The sequence below is a fragment of the Kitasatospora sp. NPDC001683 genome (assembly GCF_053596495.1).
In genome coordinates, this window is the sequence record NZ_JBSFGK010000099.1 from 1 (window position 1) to 14,794 (window position 14,794).

Below are 14,794 nucleotides of genomic sequence, written 5' to 3' on the forward strand. Positions count from 1 at the left end.
ACAAGCAGTGTTTCTCGTGGATTGGCCACCCCGGGACCGTCCGCGCCGTTGCGTGTCCGGTGCTCCCTGCCGAGCGACTGGGAGACAGTACCCCTACTCAGCCCTCGAAACAAACGCCCTGCCCGGGGCCACCACAGAGGCGGGTCGGCGGCCCCGGGCGAGGAGGTGCCTACCGGAACGGGCGGTCGCCGCTGTTGGCCATCCGTTGGGTGTCATTGTGTCGGTTCACCCAGTCGCGGACGAGGTTGACGGCGTTGGCGCACTGCCAACTGGCGTCGTACTCCCGCCCACCCGGGCGTCGCCCAGCCATCAGCGCTGCCCCAGTTGACCGGTGATGGCCGGATCGGTGATCGCCGTGTCATCGGCCAGCAGGACCGCCTTGCTGAGGATGACCGCCAGCATCCGGTCCCCCTCGAACGGCAGGTACGGCCCGTCCGCCGATCCGGGCTGACCGTCGGCCGGCCCGTCCGGGGCCGGCACGATGCAGAGGTAGCTGTCGTCGGGTGTCATCAGGACGTTCCCCGAACCCAGGTGGATGCGGTACGTGCGCAGGTCACCGCGGACCTGCAGGAAGCGGCCCTCCACCGTGCAGCGCTCGCCCACCGCCAGCCGGGGCAGCAGCCGGGCCAGCAACTCGCCGCGCTCCCGGGCGCTCTGCGACAACTCGCCGAAGCCGTACGACTGCCAGTAGTCGCGGTAGCGCCCCTCCGGCCCGCCGTCCGACCAGGTCGGGTCGTTGCCGACGCTGCACACCCCCACGAACAGGTCGACGTCGCGCAGCACTTCGCTCAGTACCAGTGGCGGCACCTCCGCGAGCGGCACCGGCTCGGGTGTCCGGACACCCGGCCGCATCAACGGGCCGAGCTGGCCGCTGCCCGCCTGGGTGAGGTTCTCCGGGGCGTCGATCGGGTAGAAGCGCACCTGGTCGGTGCCCAGGTGCTCGAAGGTCTCACCCCAGTCCGCGTCCATGCCGTTCACCCGGAACTCGGCGCGCAGCCCCCACTCGGGCAGCAGGCGCTTCGGGGCGGGGAAGGAGTTGTCCACGGCCAACTGCAGCTGGCTGTGCCAACCCCGCACGCCCGCCAGCGCGTGGAACCGGTGCTGGCGCAGCACGTGCGCGGCGAAGCGGTTGGAGTAGACCCGGGTGTGCTCCTCCGCGGGGGTGAGCAGGTAGACCTCCCGGTGCGCCTGCTTGAACGGCTGGACGACCTGGTGCCGTTCCAGCAGGGAGCGCCAGGCGAGCACCTCCCCGGTCGGGTGGCCGACCGGGTGCCACAGTTCGACCGGGGCGTCGGCGGCGGGCGCGGGCTCGTCGCCGGTCAGGGTGCGCAGGGCGCCGTCCAGCCAGGCGCAGGCCGTGCCGTCGACGGTCCAGATCAGTCGGCGGGCCAGCGTGCCGACCAGCGGGTGGTCCAGGAGCCGCTCCCGCCAAGGGCCGTACCGCCAGCTGCGCCGGGCCAGGAACTGGCGCTCCAGCCGCTCGGACTGGGCGGTCAGCATCTTTTCGAGGTCCTTGACCGCGGACTTGAACTCCTTGAGCGCGTCGGCGTGTTCGCGGCGCACCGAGGCGGGCGGGGACTTCACCGGGCGGCCGGACTCGTTGTACCAGGCCTGCCGGAGCCTGGTGCCCTCCACCAGCAGCTCCACCCGGGCGTCGCCGAACGGCTCGACGCCTCGGCCCGGCTCGGTCAATCCGTAGCTGGGGACGGCGAGTTCCTCGATCTCGGCCCGGCTGAGGCCGAGCGCGGCGGCCCGGTCCCGCAGTGCCTTGTCGAGTTCCTTCACGGTGCCCTTGTACGTCACCCGGGTGGTGAGGACGGCCAGTTGGGCGAGGCCGTCCTCACCGTCCAGGCGGGCGAGGGCGTGCACGGCGGCGTTGGCGACCTTGGGCGCCTGGGGGCCGATGCCGGGCACCTTGCGCAGCGTGGACTCGACCAGTCGGCCGAGCACCCGGGCGCTGTCGGGATGGGCCGGGGCCAGGGGCAGCAGCAGGGCGATTCCGCGCAGCGCGTCCAGGTTGTGGGGGTCGAGCTGGTTGGCGCCCGCGCCGTTCGGATCCGCGACCAGTTCGAGGGTGCGCGGGCGGCCGACCAGCGAGAGCCATGCGGTGATCCGCTCGCGGGCCCGCTCCGGGCCGACCGCGTCGAGCAGCGTCCGCCCGGTCCGTTCCCAACGGGCGGTCGGCTTGGCGGCCTTGACCTCGACGGCGTGCTTGAGCAGGGCCGTCCACGCACCGTCGCCTCCCCCGGCCGGATCGGGCTCCCCATCGGGCCCCCCGTCGAGCTCGGCGGCGTCCGCGAGCACCTGGTCGGCCCAGGCCTCGCCGGGGCTGAGCAGCGGCTCGGTCAGCGCGGCCGCAAGGTCGACGACGAGGCTGTGGTGCGGCCGGACGTGCAGGGCGCTGCGGCGGACGGCGGCGACCACCGCGGCGTCGACCGGCCGGCCCGCGGCAAGCTCCTCACTGACCAGCACCTCGGCCTCGTGGAGCTCGGCGATGACCCACTGGCGGCCCATCAGGTGCAGCCGGTCCTCGCGGAGCTCCCGGGCCGGCTCCGGCGGAAGGCCCCGGGAGACCGTGGCGGCCAGCCGGGTCAGCGCGCTGCGTTCCTGCCGGATCTTCTCGGTCTCCACGGGCCGCCAGAGCATCAGCGACCAGTTCACCAGGCCAGCCACCAGCGCGGCCCGGGTGTTCCGGTGCAGCCCGAGCAGCCGCTCGCGGACGGGCTGCACCCGCTCGTCGGACCAGTCGCCCCCGATGGCGGCGTCGACCTCCGACAGCGCCGTGACGATGCCGTCCACGTGGCCGGTGTCGAGCGCGTCGAGCAGCCGGGCGGCCGCGGAGTCGAAGGGATCGGTCGTCGCCGTCATCAGCCACCCACCAGCGGAACGAGTTTCAGGAAGCACACCTCGGTGTCGGTGCGCAGGTCCAGCTCGGCGTCCAGATCCTCGACCTGCCGGTCGCCGACCAGCACCAGGAAGCCGTTGCGGCCGAACGCCTCGACGGCGCTCAGGAACTGCCGTTCGGGGTCGACCGGGCCGTCCTCCACCGGCCGGCGGTACCCGTTCAGGGTCCGCTCGGCCCGGGTCGGCTGCACCAGGCCGTGGAACACCTCGGGGCCGCGGGCGTTGTGCTCGGCCACCTCCTGGTGCACCCGGCGGCGGAGCAGCTCACGCAGCGTCAACCGCTCCTCCGCCACGGCGAGCCGCCACGCGTCCCGCCGCACCCCCGATGTCGTCTCGTCGACGAAGATCACTGTCGCCATGCCGAAGACCATAACCACCGGCACCGACACTGCTGCCCGCCGCGGGGCGGGATCCGGGGTCGTGCGCACCTGTTCCCCGGCCCGGCCGGGTGGCGTACCGTGACCGGATGACCACGATCGTGTCTTCCCGGTACGACGCCGTGATCGTCGGCGGCGGGCACAACGGACTGGTGGCCGCGGCCTACCTCGCACGGGCCGGTCGGCGGGTGCTGGTCCTCGAACGGTTGCCCCGGGTCGGTGGGGCCGCCGTCTCCGCGCAGGCGTTCCCGGGCGTGGACGCCCGGCTGTCGCGCTACTCCTACCTGGTCAGCCTGCTGCCGCGGAAGGTGGTCCGGGACCTCGGGCTGCGGCTGGAGCTGCGGCGGCGCCGGATCGCCTCCTACACCCCCACCGTGCGGGACGGGAAGCCCACCGGGCTGCTGGTGGACGCGGGCGACCCCGGCCGCACCCGGGAGTCGTTCCGGGCGCTGACCGGCGGCGACCGGGAGTGGCGGGCCTGGCAGCGCTTCTACGGGGTGACCGGGGAACTCGCCCGGCGGGTGTTCCCGACCCTCACCGAGCCGCTGCCCTCACGCGCCGAGCTGCGCCGACGGGTCGGCGACGAGGCGGCCTGGACGGCCCTGTTCGAGCGGCCGCTCGGCGAGACCGTCGAGCGGACCTTCACGGACGACCTGGTGCGCGGGGTGGTCCTGACGGACGCGCTGATCGGCACCCTCACCCACGCCCACGACCCCGAACTGCGGCAGAACCGCTGCTTCCTGTACCACGTGATCGGCAACGGAACGGGCGACTGGGACGTCCCGGTCGGCGGGATGGGCGCGGTGACGGGCGCACTGGCCGAGGCGGCACTGGCGGCCGGCGCGGAGGTCCGGACCGGCTGCGAGGTCACCGCCGTCGCCACCGACGGCCACGGCGACGCCGAGGTGACGTACCGGCACCGGGACGGCGAGGTGACGGTGGCCGCGCCCAGGGTCCTGGTGAACGCCGCGCCGGCCACCCTGGCCCGGCTGCTGGGCGAGGATCCGGGGCCCGCGCCGGAGGGCTCCCAGCTGAAGGTCAACATGGTGCTGCGCCGCCTGCCGCGGCTGCGGGACGCCGCCGCGGACCCGCGCGAGGCCTTCGCCGGGACCTTCCACATCGCCGAGGGCTACCGCCAGCTGGAGACCGCGTACACCGAGGCGCTGGCCGGCCGGATGCCCTCGGCGCCGCCGTCCGAGATCTACTGCCACACACTCACCGACCCGTCGATCCTGGGCCCGGATGCCGCCCGGCAGGGGCTCCAGACCCTGACCCTGTTCGGTTTGCACATGCCCGCCCGGCTGTTCGGCGGCTCCGGTGGCCTCGCCGATCCGGCGGCCAAGGAGCGCGCGTTGGCCGCGAGCCTGGCGCAGCTGGACGCGGTGCTGGCCGAGCCGATCGCCGACTGCCTGGCCACGGACGCCGACGGACGGCGCTGCGTCGAGGCCCGGACCCCGCCGGAGCTGGAGCGCGAGATCGGGCTCCCCGGCGGCCACATCTTCCACCGGGACCTCGCCTTCCCCTTCACCGACGAGGAGCCGCTGGACGCCGCCGCCCGCTGGGGCGTGGCCACGGCCCACCCGAACGTCCTGCTCTGCGGGGCGGGCGCCGTTCGCGGTGGCGGCGTCAGCGGCATCCCGGGGCACAACGCGGCGCAGGCCGTCCTGGCGGACCCGGCTCCTTGACCCGGCGCCGGGACAGCTGGGACGGCCCAGCGCGTCAGGCGCGGGCGAGCACCCAGCCGCCGAGGCCGTCGCAGGCGCCGGCGTTGTAGAGGGTGGACCGGAAGCCGGCCGGGACGGGCGAACCCGGGCAGGTCCACAGGCCCGCACGGGCGGTGTTGTGGCGCCAGGCCCCGGCACCGTCGCAGCCGGCCGTGATGTGCCCGGTGATCACGTACCCGGCGACCACCGGCGAGCCGGAGCAGGTCCAGATCCCGTCGTGCGGGTGGGTGTGCTGCCAGGCGCCGATGCCGCCGCAGCCGGCTCGCAGGTGGTTGCTGATGACGTAGCTGGGCACGACGGGCGAGCCGGAGCAGGTCCAGATGCCGTCGTGGGCGAGGTTGTGGCGCCACGCGCCCATCCCCCGGCAGCCGGAGGTCAGGTGGTCGGTGATCACGTAGCCGGCCACCACCGGGGAGCCGGAGCAGGTCCAGATCCCGTCCTTGGCCGGCTGCTGGTACCAGGAGCCCCAGCCGCCGCAGCCCGCGGGGTCGTGGTCGGTGATGACGTTCCCGGCGGCGACGGGCTGCCCGGAGCAGGCCCACTTGCCCGCGAATCCCCAGGCGGGCTTGGCCTCCGCCACGGACATGCCGGAGACCGTGCCGCCCAGGGCGACGGCCGCGACCAGCGCGACCGCCGCCGCGACGGCGCCGGCTCCTCGGCCGACGACCGGCGCCGCCAGGCGCTTCCAAAGCTGACGCAGAATCATGTCCGCTGCGCTCCAGGGTGTTGAGGGGAATGGGGTGCCCCGTCGAACGGGCCTGCCGAACGGCCCGTCGGCGGCGGAGCGAGAGTCACCTTAGGTGGTGACAACGTGAAAGTTCAGCGGAGGATCCAGGAATTCCGCCCGGGGACCCATCTTGTCCGAAAGTCGCCGCGGGGCCTCGTCGTAAAACGTCGATCATGGAAGCAGCGGCGCGGGTGATCGCGCGGCGCGGAGTGCGCGGGCTGCGGGTGGGGGAGCTCGCCGCCGAGGCGGGCGTGTCCACCGCGGCGGCGGCGGCATCCGCTGCTCCACCCACGACCAGCCCGCCGGCTGACACCCGCCGCCCCGCGCGGAGGGAGCACGGCAGCGTTCAGGTCCGTTTGAAGAACTCCACCTCGGCCAGGGCGATGGTGCGGCCGGGGCCGGTGCCGGCCGCCTCGCGGACGGTGAGCTTCACCTGGACGACGTCGCTGATCCCGGTCGCCACGGTCTGCGGGCCCGGCTGGTCGTTGAGGGTGATCTGCTTGCGGTGCAGTTCCCCGTCCGAGGCGGTGACCTCCAGGGACAGGACGAGCGGGCGGGCCTGCTGCCGGTAGTGCTCCGGGTCCGCGGAGTCGCCGGTGTGGATGATCAGGTCGACCAGCCGGAACGGGGTGCGGAAGCCGAAGCTGATGGAGTCCCCGATCGCGGGAGCTCCCCAGTAGGTGTTGCTGAGGCCGTCGTCGGCCGCGGTCGCGGGATGGCCCTCGACGGCGGCGCTCGCCGAGGTCAGCGACGGGGTGATCGGCGCGGTACCCCGGACCTTGTCCAGCACGTCCTGGTAGGCGCTCAGGCCGAGCGGGTACAGCAGGACCCCCGCCACCACCAGCGCGGCCAGCACGAGCAGCGCGATGGTACGGCGCAGCGCGTTGCCCGAGCCGCCCATCCGCACCCGGCGGCGGAACGGCCAACGGGTGCGCCACCAGGGCAGCTTCGGTGGGGCCGCGGTGACGGTCAGCGGCGCCGCGCAGCGGCGGCAGAACCGCCGCTCGGGCAGGTTGGAGGTGCCGCACCGGGGGCAGGGCGGGCCGTCCTGGGCCTCGTCGGCCGCGGACGCCCGGACGACGGGGCGCGGTGCGACGGGTTTGGCGGGCTGGACGGCCACCGGGTCGGCCTGCGGCTCGGGGGCAGGGGTCGGTTCGAGGGTGGAGGTCCGTTCGGGGGCGGGGGTCGGTTCGGGAGCGGGCGGCGACGACGGAGCTGGGTCCGGGCCCGGTTCGGACGCCGGCGGGGCCGGGGGTTCCTGGACCGGATCGGTCGGCGGCGCGGCGTCCGGGACGGGCGATTGGTTCCGCCTGCTGCGCGCGGTGACCCTTCGGGACACGTTCCGCCAGGTGGACTCGGTGCGCGCGGTCTCGGGTACGGCGGGTGCGGCGGGCTCGGGCTCGGGCGCAGGCTCAGGCGTACGCGCGGGTGCGGGCTCAGGCTCAGGCGCAGATGCGGGCACCGCAGCGGCCGTACGCGACCACCCCAGGTACGCACCGCAGTTGCCGCAGAAGTCGTCCCCTTCCCCGTTGGCCGTTCCGCAGTCGGGGCACACCGGCATCGCTCAGCCCTCCGCTCGTCCGGGTGGACCGGGCAGGATCTCGACCCGGCAGCTCAGGTGGACCGGGCAGCCGGCCCGGACGACGGACAGCACCTGCTCCTCGTCCAGCCCCGCACCGCCCAGCGGCCAGACCCGGATCAGCACCTCACCGCCCGGTGCGGGCAGCGGTGCCGCGCCGCCGGAGGTGGTCGTCCAGGAGACCCCGCCGCCGTCCGTGATCTCGGTACCGGCGCCCAGCACCAGGCGCAGCCGCTCCACGAGTCCGCGTCGGGTGCCGCGCCACCGGTGCAGTTCCACGGCGCGCTCGACCACCGCACGGCGCACCTGCTCCGGCCACGCCGGGTCGACGTCCACCGCGAGCCAGGAGGCCAGCCAGTCCAGGAAGTCGGCCGGCGCGAGGCGCGGCCGGAAGTAGGCGGGCAGGTTGTCCAGGGTGGCGAAGACGGGGGCGAGGACGGTGTCCAGGCCGGCCGTGAAGCGCTGGGCGAGGTCGTCGTCGGCGAACAGCGCGGGCAGCAGCTCGCCGATCGGGTGCGGGCTGGGCAGCCCGGGGACGGCGCCGCGAGTCATGACGCCCCGTCCTCGGCGGCCGCGGTGACCACGATCTGGTGCTGGTGCGAGAAGACCAGCGCGTCCGGCGGGACTTCGACCCGCTCGGCGGGGGCGCCCCGGCGTCCGGTGATCGGGTCGGCCGGGAACAGCCGCAGTTCCTCGACCCCCGCCACGGCGGCCACCCGCTGGAGCACGGCGAACACCTCCCCGTACTGCACCGCCCGGCCGAACGGCCAGCCCGAGCCGTCGGCGCCGCCGCGCAGCGGGTTGAGGTAGCGGTACAGGGCGTCGAGGGTCGCCTCGCGGACCCGGTCGGGGTCGGTGGCGCGGGTGGTGAGCCGCGCGACCACGGTGACGCCCTGGTAGGTGGGGGGCTGGACGAGGATCCGGGTGCCGATCAGCCGCCGCTCGTCGAGGGCGGTCGCGACGGCGGCCAACACCTGTTCGTCGGGGATGAGTTGCTCGAACCGCAGCCGCTCTCCCTCGTCCGCCACCGCGTCGGGGACCACCAGCACCCGCACCGCCCCGGCCCCGCCGTCGGCGGCGGGCACGCAGCTGACCCGGGCGGCGGAGGGCGCGGCCTGCCGGGCGATCAGCTCGAAGTCCCCGGCGGTGACGGCGCGTTCCTGCAGGCGCAGCTGGTGCGGGGCGCGCAGCTTGGCGTTCTCCACGGTCTCGCCGTCGACCCCGCCCCTCGCCGCCTCGCGGTTGTCCACCCGGGCGACGTACGGGACGGAGCTGCGCAGCACCGTGATGGTGTTGCGGGCGACGTTGCCCGCGGTTCCGCCGCCGGTGCGGTAGTGCGGGACGCGCAGCCGTGCGCCCTTGGGCGGCACCGCGCCGAAGGCGCGCAGGCTGCCGTCGGGTTCCCGGACGGCGGGCGGGAGGTGGAACTCGCCGGTGGTCGCGTCGAGCACCACGTGCCGGTCGGTGGGCGCTGAGTCGCCGAAGTGCTCGACGACCGTCCACGGCTGCCACCCGTCGCCGGCCGCGACCTCGACCACCGGCGGCCCGCCGTCGAGCAGGACGGGCGGCCGGGCGAGCCGGAAGCGCTGGCCGGCGACGCCCTCGGAGGTGCCGAGCGGCGCGTCGGTGACGCTCTGGGCGTGGACGGCGGTCGCGGTGCCGCCGATGGTGAAGACCTCGGCCCGGCGGACGGTCGGGGACTCGGAGTAGAATGGCTGGCCCGGGCGCGGCTCGGTGACCCGGCAGCGCAGCCAGCCGGCCCGGCGGCCGGCGACCACCGAGGCGGTGTGTCCGGCGGGTACGAACACCACCACCTCGCCGGGCCGGTTGAGGCCGCCGGTGGTGTCGCTGCCGGTCTCGCAGCCGATCCAGCGCGCGCCGTCCCACACCTCCCAGGCCAGCGGCGGCTGGCGCGGGTCGACGCCGACGCCCTCCACCCGGCTGTCCAGCCGGACGGCCAGGATGCAGCGCGGCACCACGGCGGGCAGGGCGAACAGCATGGCGTCGCCGACCGCCGGGCGCGGCTGGAAGCACGGCACGTCGGCGCCGTCCGCGAGCCGGGCGGTGGCGTCGGACTGCTCGCCCGCCGCGGAGACGGTGACCAGCCGCTCCAGCGCGCTGGGGACGATCGGGAGGTCCTCGGTGGTGGCGAAGACCACCGCGTCGTCGGTCTCGGTCCGCAGGGTGGAGACCTCGGTGCCCGCCCGCAGCAGGACGGTCTCGGGTTGCGGGGCGGAGAGCCAGAAGTCGACCTCGGCGCGGGCCGCGGCGGGCGGGAAGAGCCGGATGCCCAGCAGGTCGAGGAAGGCGGCGTAGTTCTTCTCCGGCACCCGGTTCAGCCGGTAGAGCAGTTGGTCGACCAGGTAGGCGAAGGTTTCGATGAGCGTGACGCCGGGGTCGGAGACGTTGTGGTCGGTCCACTCCGGCGCGCGCTGCTGGACGTAGCGCTTGGCCTCGTCGACGAGTTGCTGGAAGCGGCGGTCGTCCAGGTTCGGGGAGGGCAGTGCCATCAGCTCACCCCCTCCGGGGAGACCACGGCCGGGGACTCCGGGATGGTGTAGAAGGGGAAGACCAGGTTGCGGCGGTCGTTGGTGGCCCGCACGGTGTAGTGGACGTCGATGTAGAGCGTGCCCTCGTCGACGCGGTCGAAGGCGATCACCACGTCGTCGACGCCGATCCGCGGCTCCCAGCGTTCGAGCGCGATCCGCACCTCGCGGGCGATCCGCCCGGCGGTGGTGCTGTCGCCGGGGGCGAAGACGTACTCGTGGATGCCGCAGCCGAACTCGGGGCGCATCGGCCGCTCGCCGGGCGCGGTGCCGAGGATCAGCCGGATGGCCTCCGCGATCTCCCGGTCCCGCTCCACCATGCCGATGCCGCCGGTGGCGTTCACCCGCAGTGGGAAGGCCCAGCCCCGGCCGATGAAGTTCACGCTCACGCCGCTCCCCCGATCAGCACGTCGAACGCGCCGCTGACGATGGTGGCTCCGCAGGTGGTCTTGTCGCCCATGCGGGCCGCGGGCAGTCCGCCGATCAGCGTCACTCCCCTGGTGACCGTGCCGAGTTCGGGCTCCACCAGGTTGGCGGGGCCCATCTCCACGTGCGGGACGCAGGCGTGCAGGCTGCCGACCACCGCGGCGGGCCGGCCGCCGATCAGCACCGTCTCCACCTTGAGGGCGCCCGGCGGCGGGGTGGCGAGGATGCCGCCGTGATCGGTGGGGTCGCCGGTCCGGGCTGCGGGGGGCATGTACGGTCTCCGTTCCTTCCGTTGCTCGCGAAATGCTGCTCGCGAATGGCCGCTTGCGAATTGATTCGGGGTCAGTTGATGTGCACGAACGCCCCCTTGATCACCGTCTGGGCCCCGCCGTCCACCGTGGCCGCCGTCGTACCCCGGATCGTCACCGATCCGCCGCGCACATCGACCTTGCCGGTGCCCGCGTCGAGGGTGATGCCGGAGGAGGAGAGCCGCACCGTGCTCGTCCCCGCGCCGTCCGCGCCGTGCACGGTCAGGACGATCTCCCCGTGCTGCTGGTCCAGCCGGACCTCCAACTTCCCGTTCCCGCTGGCCAACCGAATGCCGGAGCTGCCGCCCGGTACGTCCAGCAGTTCCAGCCGGTGACCCGAACGGGACACCACCGAGCGGCGGTTGACCGTCCCGGCGGTCGCGTCGACCAGCGGCACGTCGTGCGGCGAGGGCCGGTCCACGCCGTTGTAGAGGCCGCCCAGCACGTAGGGGCTGTCCAGGTCGCCCTGCTCGAAGCCGACCAGCACCTCGTCGTTGACCTCGGGGCTGACCACGCCGCCGCCCCCGTGGCCGCCCCACTGCACGGTGCGCACCCAGTCGGAGACGTAACTGTCGTCCAGCCAGGGGAACTTCAGCTTCACCCAGCCGCGCTGCCCGTCGCCCGGCTCCCGGACGTCGGTGACCACGGCGACGGCCAGGCCCGGCATCCGCGGCCCGCGCGGCGGCGCGTTGCCCCCGGTCGCCAGTCCGGCCAGTGAGCGGTCCGGCGCCGCGCTGACCAGCACGGTGGTCCGGTAGCCGCGGAACGGTTCGAGGAGGTGGCGCACCCCGGTGGCGGTGTAGCGGCCGGAGAAGGCCGCGCCGACGTTCCCCAGGGCGACCGCGGTGCCCGCCCGCAGCCGCGGATTGCCCTCGACGACCGCCTCCAGCTCGCCGAAGCCGGCGGCCACCGAGGCGGCCAGCGACCGCGCCACCGCGGTGGTCTCCGCCTGGGTGCGGTACGGGGTGTCGGCGACGGTGAGCCGCGCCGGGCCGGGGAAGGCGGAGGCCACCACCGAGGGGCTAAGCCCCGGCAGTACGCCCGGCGAGGTCAGCGACGGCTCGGCGGCGACCAGGGCGCTCTTGGTGGTGACGTTCCAGCCGCGCGCCTCGACGGTGTCCGCGCCGGCCGCGCCGGTCAGCACGCCGCGCAGCTCCAGCAGGTTGCGGCCGTACTCCAGCACCAGCGGGTTCTGCGGCGCGGGCGTGGCGGGGGCCGGCGCCCCGGACGCGGGCTGCGGCCGGACGAACTCCAGCTTGCCGTCGTCGTCGACCCGCACCTGCGCACCGCTCTCCTGCGCCAGGAACTGGAGGAACTCCCAGTCCGGGACGTTCGCCTGGGAGAGCTGCTGGTGGACCACCGGGAAGGAGTCGACCCGCCCGCAGGCCAGGCCCGCGCCCGCGGCGACCTCGCGGACGATGTCGGCGGTGGTCATGTTCCGGAAGGCCTTCACCCGGCGCCCGCGCATCAGCCGGTGGGTCACCGCCGAGGCCCGCAGCACGGTGTACGAGCCCGTGGTGTCCACCTCCAGCTCCAGCGCGGTCACCTCACCGGTGAACAGCCGCACCTGGGTGTGCCCCTGCACGGTGACCACGGACACCCGCAGAGCGGTACCGATGGTGATGCCCGTCGCGGCGAGGAAGGTGTGGTCCGCGTCCCGGAAGCTCAGCACCGCCGTGTCGGGCAGACCCACGCTCTCCTCGATGTCGCAGGACACCAGCTGGGCCGCCCAGACCGGCGGCAGCGGTCCGGGCGCCTCGACGACCGGATCCGCGGCGAACGGGCGGCCGCCCCGGGCCTCGGGAGTGGTCATCGCCGACCGCCCCGGGTGAGTTCGTCGATCCCCGGCACGATCAGCTCCGCGCCCGGGACCAGGGCCAGCGGATCGTCGATGTCGTTGGCCTCCGCGATGGCGCGCCAGGCCGTCGCGTCCCCGTACGCGCGCCAGGCCAGCAGCGGCAGGCTGTCGCCCGCGATCACCCGGTGGGTGCTGCGCGCCTCCGGCGAACCGGAGGTCGGGTTCTGCCCGGCCGGGTCGACGCTGGCCTCGTCGATGGAGAGGGAACACACCGCGCGCAGCGGATTGCCGTCCACGTCGAAGAGCGTGTAGGTGACCGACAGGCCGGTCAGCACCCCGTTGAACGAGGTCGTCGTCAGGGTGCCCCAGTCCAGCCGGATCCACGGACTGGCCGGCGTCTTGCGCGCAAGACTCGTCGGGGTGGGCACGCAGGCCGTCATCAGCTGCTCCACCGCCCGCTCCACCGAGTTGTCGTGGGTCGCGGTCGAGTCCAGGAACACGTCGAGCGAGAGCGAACGCGGACCGCTGCCGACGAACTCCGGCAAGGCCGACTGGCCCGCCATCCGGGACGGCGTGCGCCGCCACTCGGTGGTCTTGCGGAGCACCAGCGTCGCCGGGTTGAACTGCAGCGGAAGCCGCGCGATCGCGCCGCCGGGCTGGGCGCCGACCGTGGACGGGGGCTCCATGATGGTCAGTTGGGCCCGGGTGACGCTCGCGGGGACCGCCGGGGACATCCTGCTCCTTAGGTGTTCGTCTTTGCACCGAGTTCGACGTGAAGCGGGATCAGGACGGGCGCAGGCCCGCGTGGGCGATCTCCAGACTCTCCACCGCCGCCTGGGAGTTGGCGGGATCGAAGGACGGACCATCCCAGCGCACCGGGACGATCCCCAGCACCTGCCAGCCGACGATCCGGCTCAAGTCCGGCCGCAGCGCCACGATCTCGCCGTCCTTCGGCTCGACCTTGCGGACGATCTCGCCCAGCCACCGCGCGATCTTGGCGCTGTCCGCGGTGACGGCGCGGGTCAGCGTGATGTTCGACCAGGTGATGCGGCCCGGCAGCTGCCAGGCGAAACCGTTGTTGCCGCCCTCCGCGTACTGCTCGATCTCGACCTGGGCGCCGAGACCCGAACAGGTGGTGAACTCGCCCAGGTCGTTGCCGCCGATGGTCAGGCTGAAGAACACGCTGCTCGCGAAGATGTTGTCGGTCATCGGTCCCCGTTTCGTGCTGGCGGCTTGCGATTTGCGGTGAGGGGTTTGCGTGAGGTGTTGGTCTCCCTGTGCTCATCGGCGCAGGTCGTACGGTCTCCCGGCGCGCTCCCTGCCCCGGCGCAGCTCGGTGCGCAGTAGCCGCCCGACCGGTTCGACCAGGCGCCGGGCCAGTTCGTCGAGGTCGGCGGGCGCGGCGGCGTCAGGGGCTTCGGCGGGCGCGGCGGGCGGGGAGGCCTTCGGCGGGGCGGCCTGCACGGTGGCCGGCGCGCGCGCCGGGACGGCGGTCAACGGCACCCCGGACAGGCCCGCCTGCTCGGCCACCCGTTGCAACAGCCGCGCCGTACCCGGCGCGGGCGATGCGGGTCGTACCGGCGGGGTGCTCGCCGGGCGCGCGGGCGTCAGGGCTCGCGCCGCCGTCGGCGAGGGCTCTGCCGGCGGCTGCGGTGTCGGCAGCGGCCGGGACGCGGTCGGCAGCCGCTGAACCGACGGGACCGCCGGGGGCGCGGGCCGCACCACGGGCGCGGGCGGAGTGCTCTCGGCGCGCCCAGGAGGCAGGGCTCGCGGCACAACCGGCGGGGGCCCTGCCGGCAGCTCCGCGGACGGCAGCAGCTGAACCGACGGCGGCGCGAGCCGGACCACGCGCGTGGACGGCACCGCTGCACGGGGACGTTGGGGCCGGCCGCTCGCTGGGACCGCCGTCATCGGCGAGGCACCCGGCGACGCCGAACTCCCTTGCACCGATGGACGACGGGCCGCCGCGCGCGGGGAGCGCGAGCCTTGCACGGGAGCCGTGACTCCACGCAACGCTCCGGGAGCGGACGAAAAGCCCGGTGCATTCAGAGAGGTCGAACTCGCTTGCACCGCAGGGCGATCGACGGCCATCCGGCTGACTCCACGCTCGGCCGCACGCCGGGAACGCGAGCGTTGCACAGCAGCCACAACCCCACGCACCACGCCCGGGCCGGACGAGCGACCCACCGCCTCGGCGGCACCCGGCGCACCGAGAGGCGCCGAACTCCCCTGCACTGCAGGACGACCGGCAGCCACACCTCGGGAACCCGAGCGCTGCACAGCACCCACGACCCCACGCACCACGCCCGCGCCGGACGACCGACCCACCGCCTCGGCGGCACCCGGCGCACCGAGAGGCGCCGAACTCCCCTGCACTGCAGGACGACCGGCAGCCACACCTCGGG

General features: G+C 74.4%; 14 protein-coding genes and 1 pseudogene. 2 read left to right on the plus strand and 13 right to left on the minus strand.

Going from position 1 to position 14,794, the window contains the following annotated elements:
- Positions 1-169 precede the first annotated feature (169 nt).
- From ACWCYO_RS34025 to ACWCYO_RS34035, 3 genes are read right to left on the minus strand one after another with little or no spacing between them, the layout of a single operon-like run.
- Complete coding sequence (locus ACWCYO_RS34025; protein ID WP_449786368.1) at positions 170-310, minus strand: hypothetical protein; 141 nt, start codon at positions 308-310, stop codon at positions 170-172.
- Positions 310-2,868, minus strand: coding sequence for a DUF4132 domain-containing protein (locus ACWCYO_RS34030; RefSeq protein ID WP_449786369.1), 2,559 nt, complete (start codon positions 2,866-2,868; stop codon positions 310-312). The genes ACWCYO_RS34025 and ACWCYO_RS34030 overlap by 1 nt, the downstream gene beginning before the upstream one ends.
- The gene (locus ACWCYO_RS34035) at positions 2,868-3,263 is read right to left on the minus strand and encodes a hypothetical protein (protein WP_270141350.1); all 396 of its coding nucleotides are present in this window, start codon (positions 3,261-3,263) and stop codon (positions 2,868-2,870) included. Before ACWCYO_RS34035 ends, ACWCYO_RS34030 begins: the two co-directional genes overlap by 1 nt.
- A 107-nt stretch (positions 3,264-3,370) precedes the next feature.
- Between ACWCYO_RS34035 and ACWCYO_RS34040 the strand changes: the two genes are divergently transcribed.
- On the plus strand, positions 3,371-4,966 hold the full coding sequence (locus tag ACWCYO_RS34040; protein ID WP_449786370.1) for a phytoene desaturase family protein: 1,596 nt from the start codon (positions 3,371-3,373) through the stop codon (positions 4,964-4,966).
- Between the two features lie 34 nt (positions 4,967-5,000).
- Here the strand turns inward: ACWCYO_RS34040 and ACWCYO_RS34045 are convergent, their stop codons facing one another.
- Positions 5,001-5,711 (minus strand): hypothetical protein, encoded by a 711-nt coding sequence (locus ACWCYO_RS34045; protein ID WP_449786371.1) that lies wholly within the window; start codon positions 5,709-5,711, stop codon positions 5,001-5,003.
- A gap of 194 nt (positions 5,712-5,905) precedes the next feature.
- Between ACWCYO_RS34045 and ACWCYO_RS34050 the strand changes: the two are divergent.
- Positions 5,906-5,995 (plus strand): annotated as a pseudogene (locus ACWCYO_RS34050) (TetR family transcriptional regulator); the annotation flags it as partial.
- A gap of 83 nt (positions 5,996-6,078) precedes the next feature.
- Here ACWCYO_RS34050 and ACWCYO_RS34055 read toward each other — a convergent pair.
- The 9 genes from ACWCYO_RS34055 to ACWCYO_RS34095 form a co-directional block, all read right to left on the minus strand.
- Entirely contained in the window at positions 6,079-6,852 is a 774-nt protein-coding gene (locus ACWCYO_RS34055) for an NADase-type glycan-binding domain-containing protein (protein WP_449786381.1), read from the minus strand.
- A 444-nt stretch (positions 6,853-7,296) separates the two neighbouring features.
- Positions 7,297-7,863 (minus strand): phage tail protein I, encoded by a 567-nt coding sequence (locus ACWCYO_RS34060; RefSeq protein WP_270141356.1) that lies wholly within the window; start codon positions 7,861-7,863, stop codon positions 7,297-7,299.
- Entirely contained in the window at positions 7,860-9,821 is a 1,962-nt protein-coding gene (locus ACWCYO_RS34065) for a putative baseplate assembly protein (protein ID WP_449786372.1), read from the minus strand. Before ACWCYO_RS34065 ends, ACWCYO_RS34060 begins: the two co-directional genes overlap by 4 nt.
- Positions 9,821-10,246 (minus strand): GPW/gp25 family protein, encoded by a 426-nt coding sequence (locus ACWCYO_RS34070; protein ID WP_270141360.1) that lies wholly within the window; start codon positions 10,244-10,246, stop codon positions 9,821-9,823. Before ACWCYO_RS34070 ends, ACWCYO_RS34065 begins: the two co-directional genes overlap by 1 nt.
- On the minus strand, positions 10,243-10,554 hold the full coding sequence (locus ACWCYO_RS34075) for a PAAR domain-containing protein (RefSeq protein ID WP_270141362.1): 312 nt from the start codon (positions 10,552-10,554) through the stop codon (positions 10,243-10,245). Before ACWCYO_RS34075 ends, ACWCYO_RS34070 begins: the two co-directional genes overlap by 4 nt.
- 71 nt (positions 10,555-10,625) lie before the next feature.
- Entirely contained in the window at positions 10,626-12,404 is a 1,779-nt protein-coding gene (locus ACWCYO_RS34080) for a VgrG-related protein (protein ID WP_449786373.1), read from the minus strand.
- Positions 12,401-13,123, minus strand: a complete 723-nt coding sequence (locus tag ACWCYO_RS34085; protein ID WP_449786374.1) for a CIS tube protein — start codon at positions 13,121-13,123, stop codon at positions 12,401-12,403. Before ACWCYO_RS34085 ends, ACWCYO_RS34080 begins: the two co-directional genes overlap by 4 nt.
- Before the next feature lie 49 nt (positions 13,124-13,172).
- Positions 13,173-13,598, minus strand: a complete 426-nt coding sequence (locus ACWCYO_RS34090) for a phage tail protein (protein ID WP_449786375.1) — start codon at positions 13,596-13,598, stop codon at positions 13,173-13,175.
- Between the two features lie 72 nt (positions 13,599-13,670).
- Positions 13,671-13,928, minus strand: a complete 258-nt coding sequence (locus tag ACWCYO_RS34095) for a hypothetical protein (protein WP_270141368.1) — start codon at positions 13,926-13,928, stop codon at positions 13,671-13,673.
- Positions 13,929-14,794: the final 866 nt, after the last annotated feature.

Coding starts and splice junctions, on each gene's coding strand:
- ACWCYO_RS34060 (WP_270141356.1), bottom strand. CDS start 7,863: ATGACTCGCGGCGCCGTCCCCGGGCTGCCCAGCCCGCACCCGATCGGC.
- ACWCYO_RS34090 (WP_449786375.1), bottom strand. CDS start 13,598: ATGACCGACAACATCTTCGCGAGCAGCGTGTTCTTCAGCCTGACCATC.
- ACWCYO_RS34080 (WP_449786373.1), bottom strand. CDS start 12,404: ATGACCACTCCCGAGGCCCGGGGCGGCCGCCCGTTCGCCGCGGATCCG.
- ACWCYO_RS34065 (WP_449786372.1), bottom strand. CDS start 9,821: ATGGCACTGCCCTCCCCGAACCTGGACGACCGCCGCTTCCAGCAACTC.
- ACWCYO_RS34075 (WP_270141362.1), bottom strand. CDS start 10,554: ATGCCCCCCGCAGCCCGGACCGGCGACCCCACCGATCACGGCGGCATC.
- ACWCYO_RS34045 (WP_449786371.1), bottom strand. CDS start 5,711: ATGATTCTGCGTCAGCTTTGGAAGCGCCTGGCGGCGCCGGTCGTCGGC.
- ACWCYO_RS34040 (WP_449786370.1), top strand. CDS start 3,371: ATGACCACGATCGTGTCTTCCCGGTACGACGCCGTGATCGTCGGCGGC.
- ACWCYO_RS34025 (WP_449786368.1), bottom strand. CDS start 310: ATGGCTGGGCGACGCCCGGGTGGGCGGGAGTACGACGCCAGTTGGCAG.
- ACWCYO_RS34030 (WP_449786369.1), bottom strand. CDS start 2,868: ATGACGGCGACGACCGATCCCTTCGACTCCGCGGCCGCCCGGCTGCTC.
- ACWCYO_RS34035 (WP_270141350.1), bottom strand. CDS start 3,263: ATGGCGACAGTGATCTTCGTCGACGAGACGACATCGGGGGTGCGGCGG.
- ACWCYO_RS34085 (WP_449786374.1), bottom strand. CDS start 13,123: ATGTCCCCGGCGGTCCCCGCGAGCGTCACCCGGGCCCAACTGACCATC.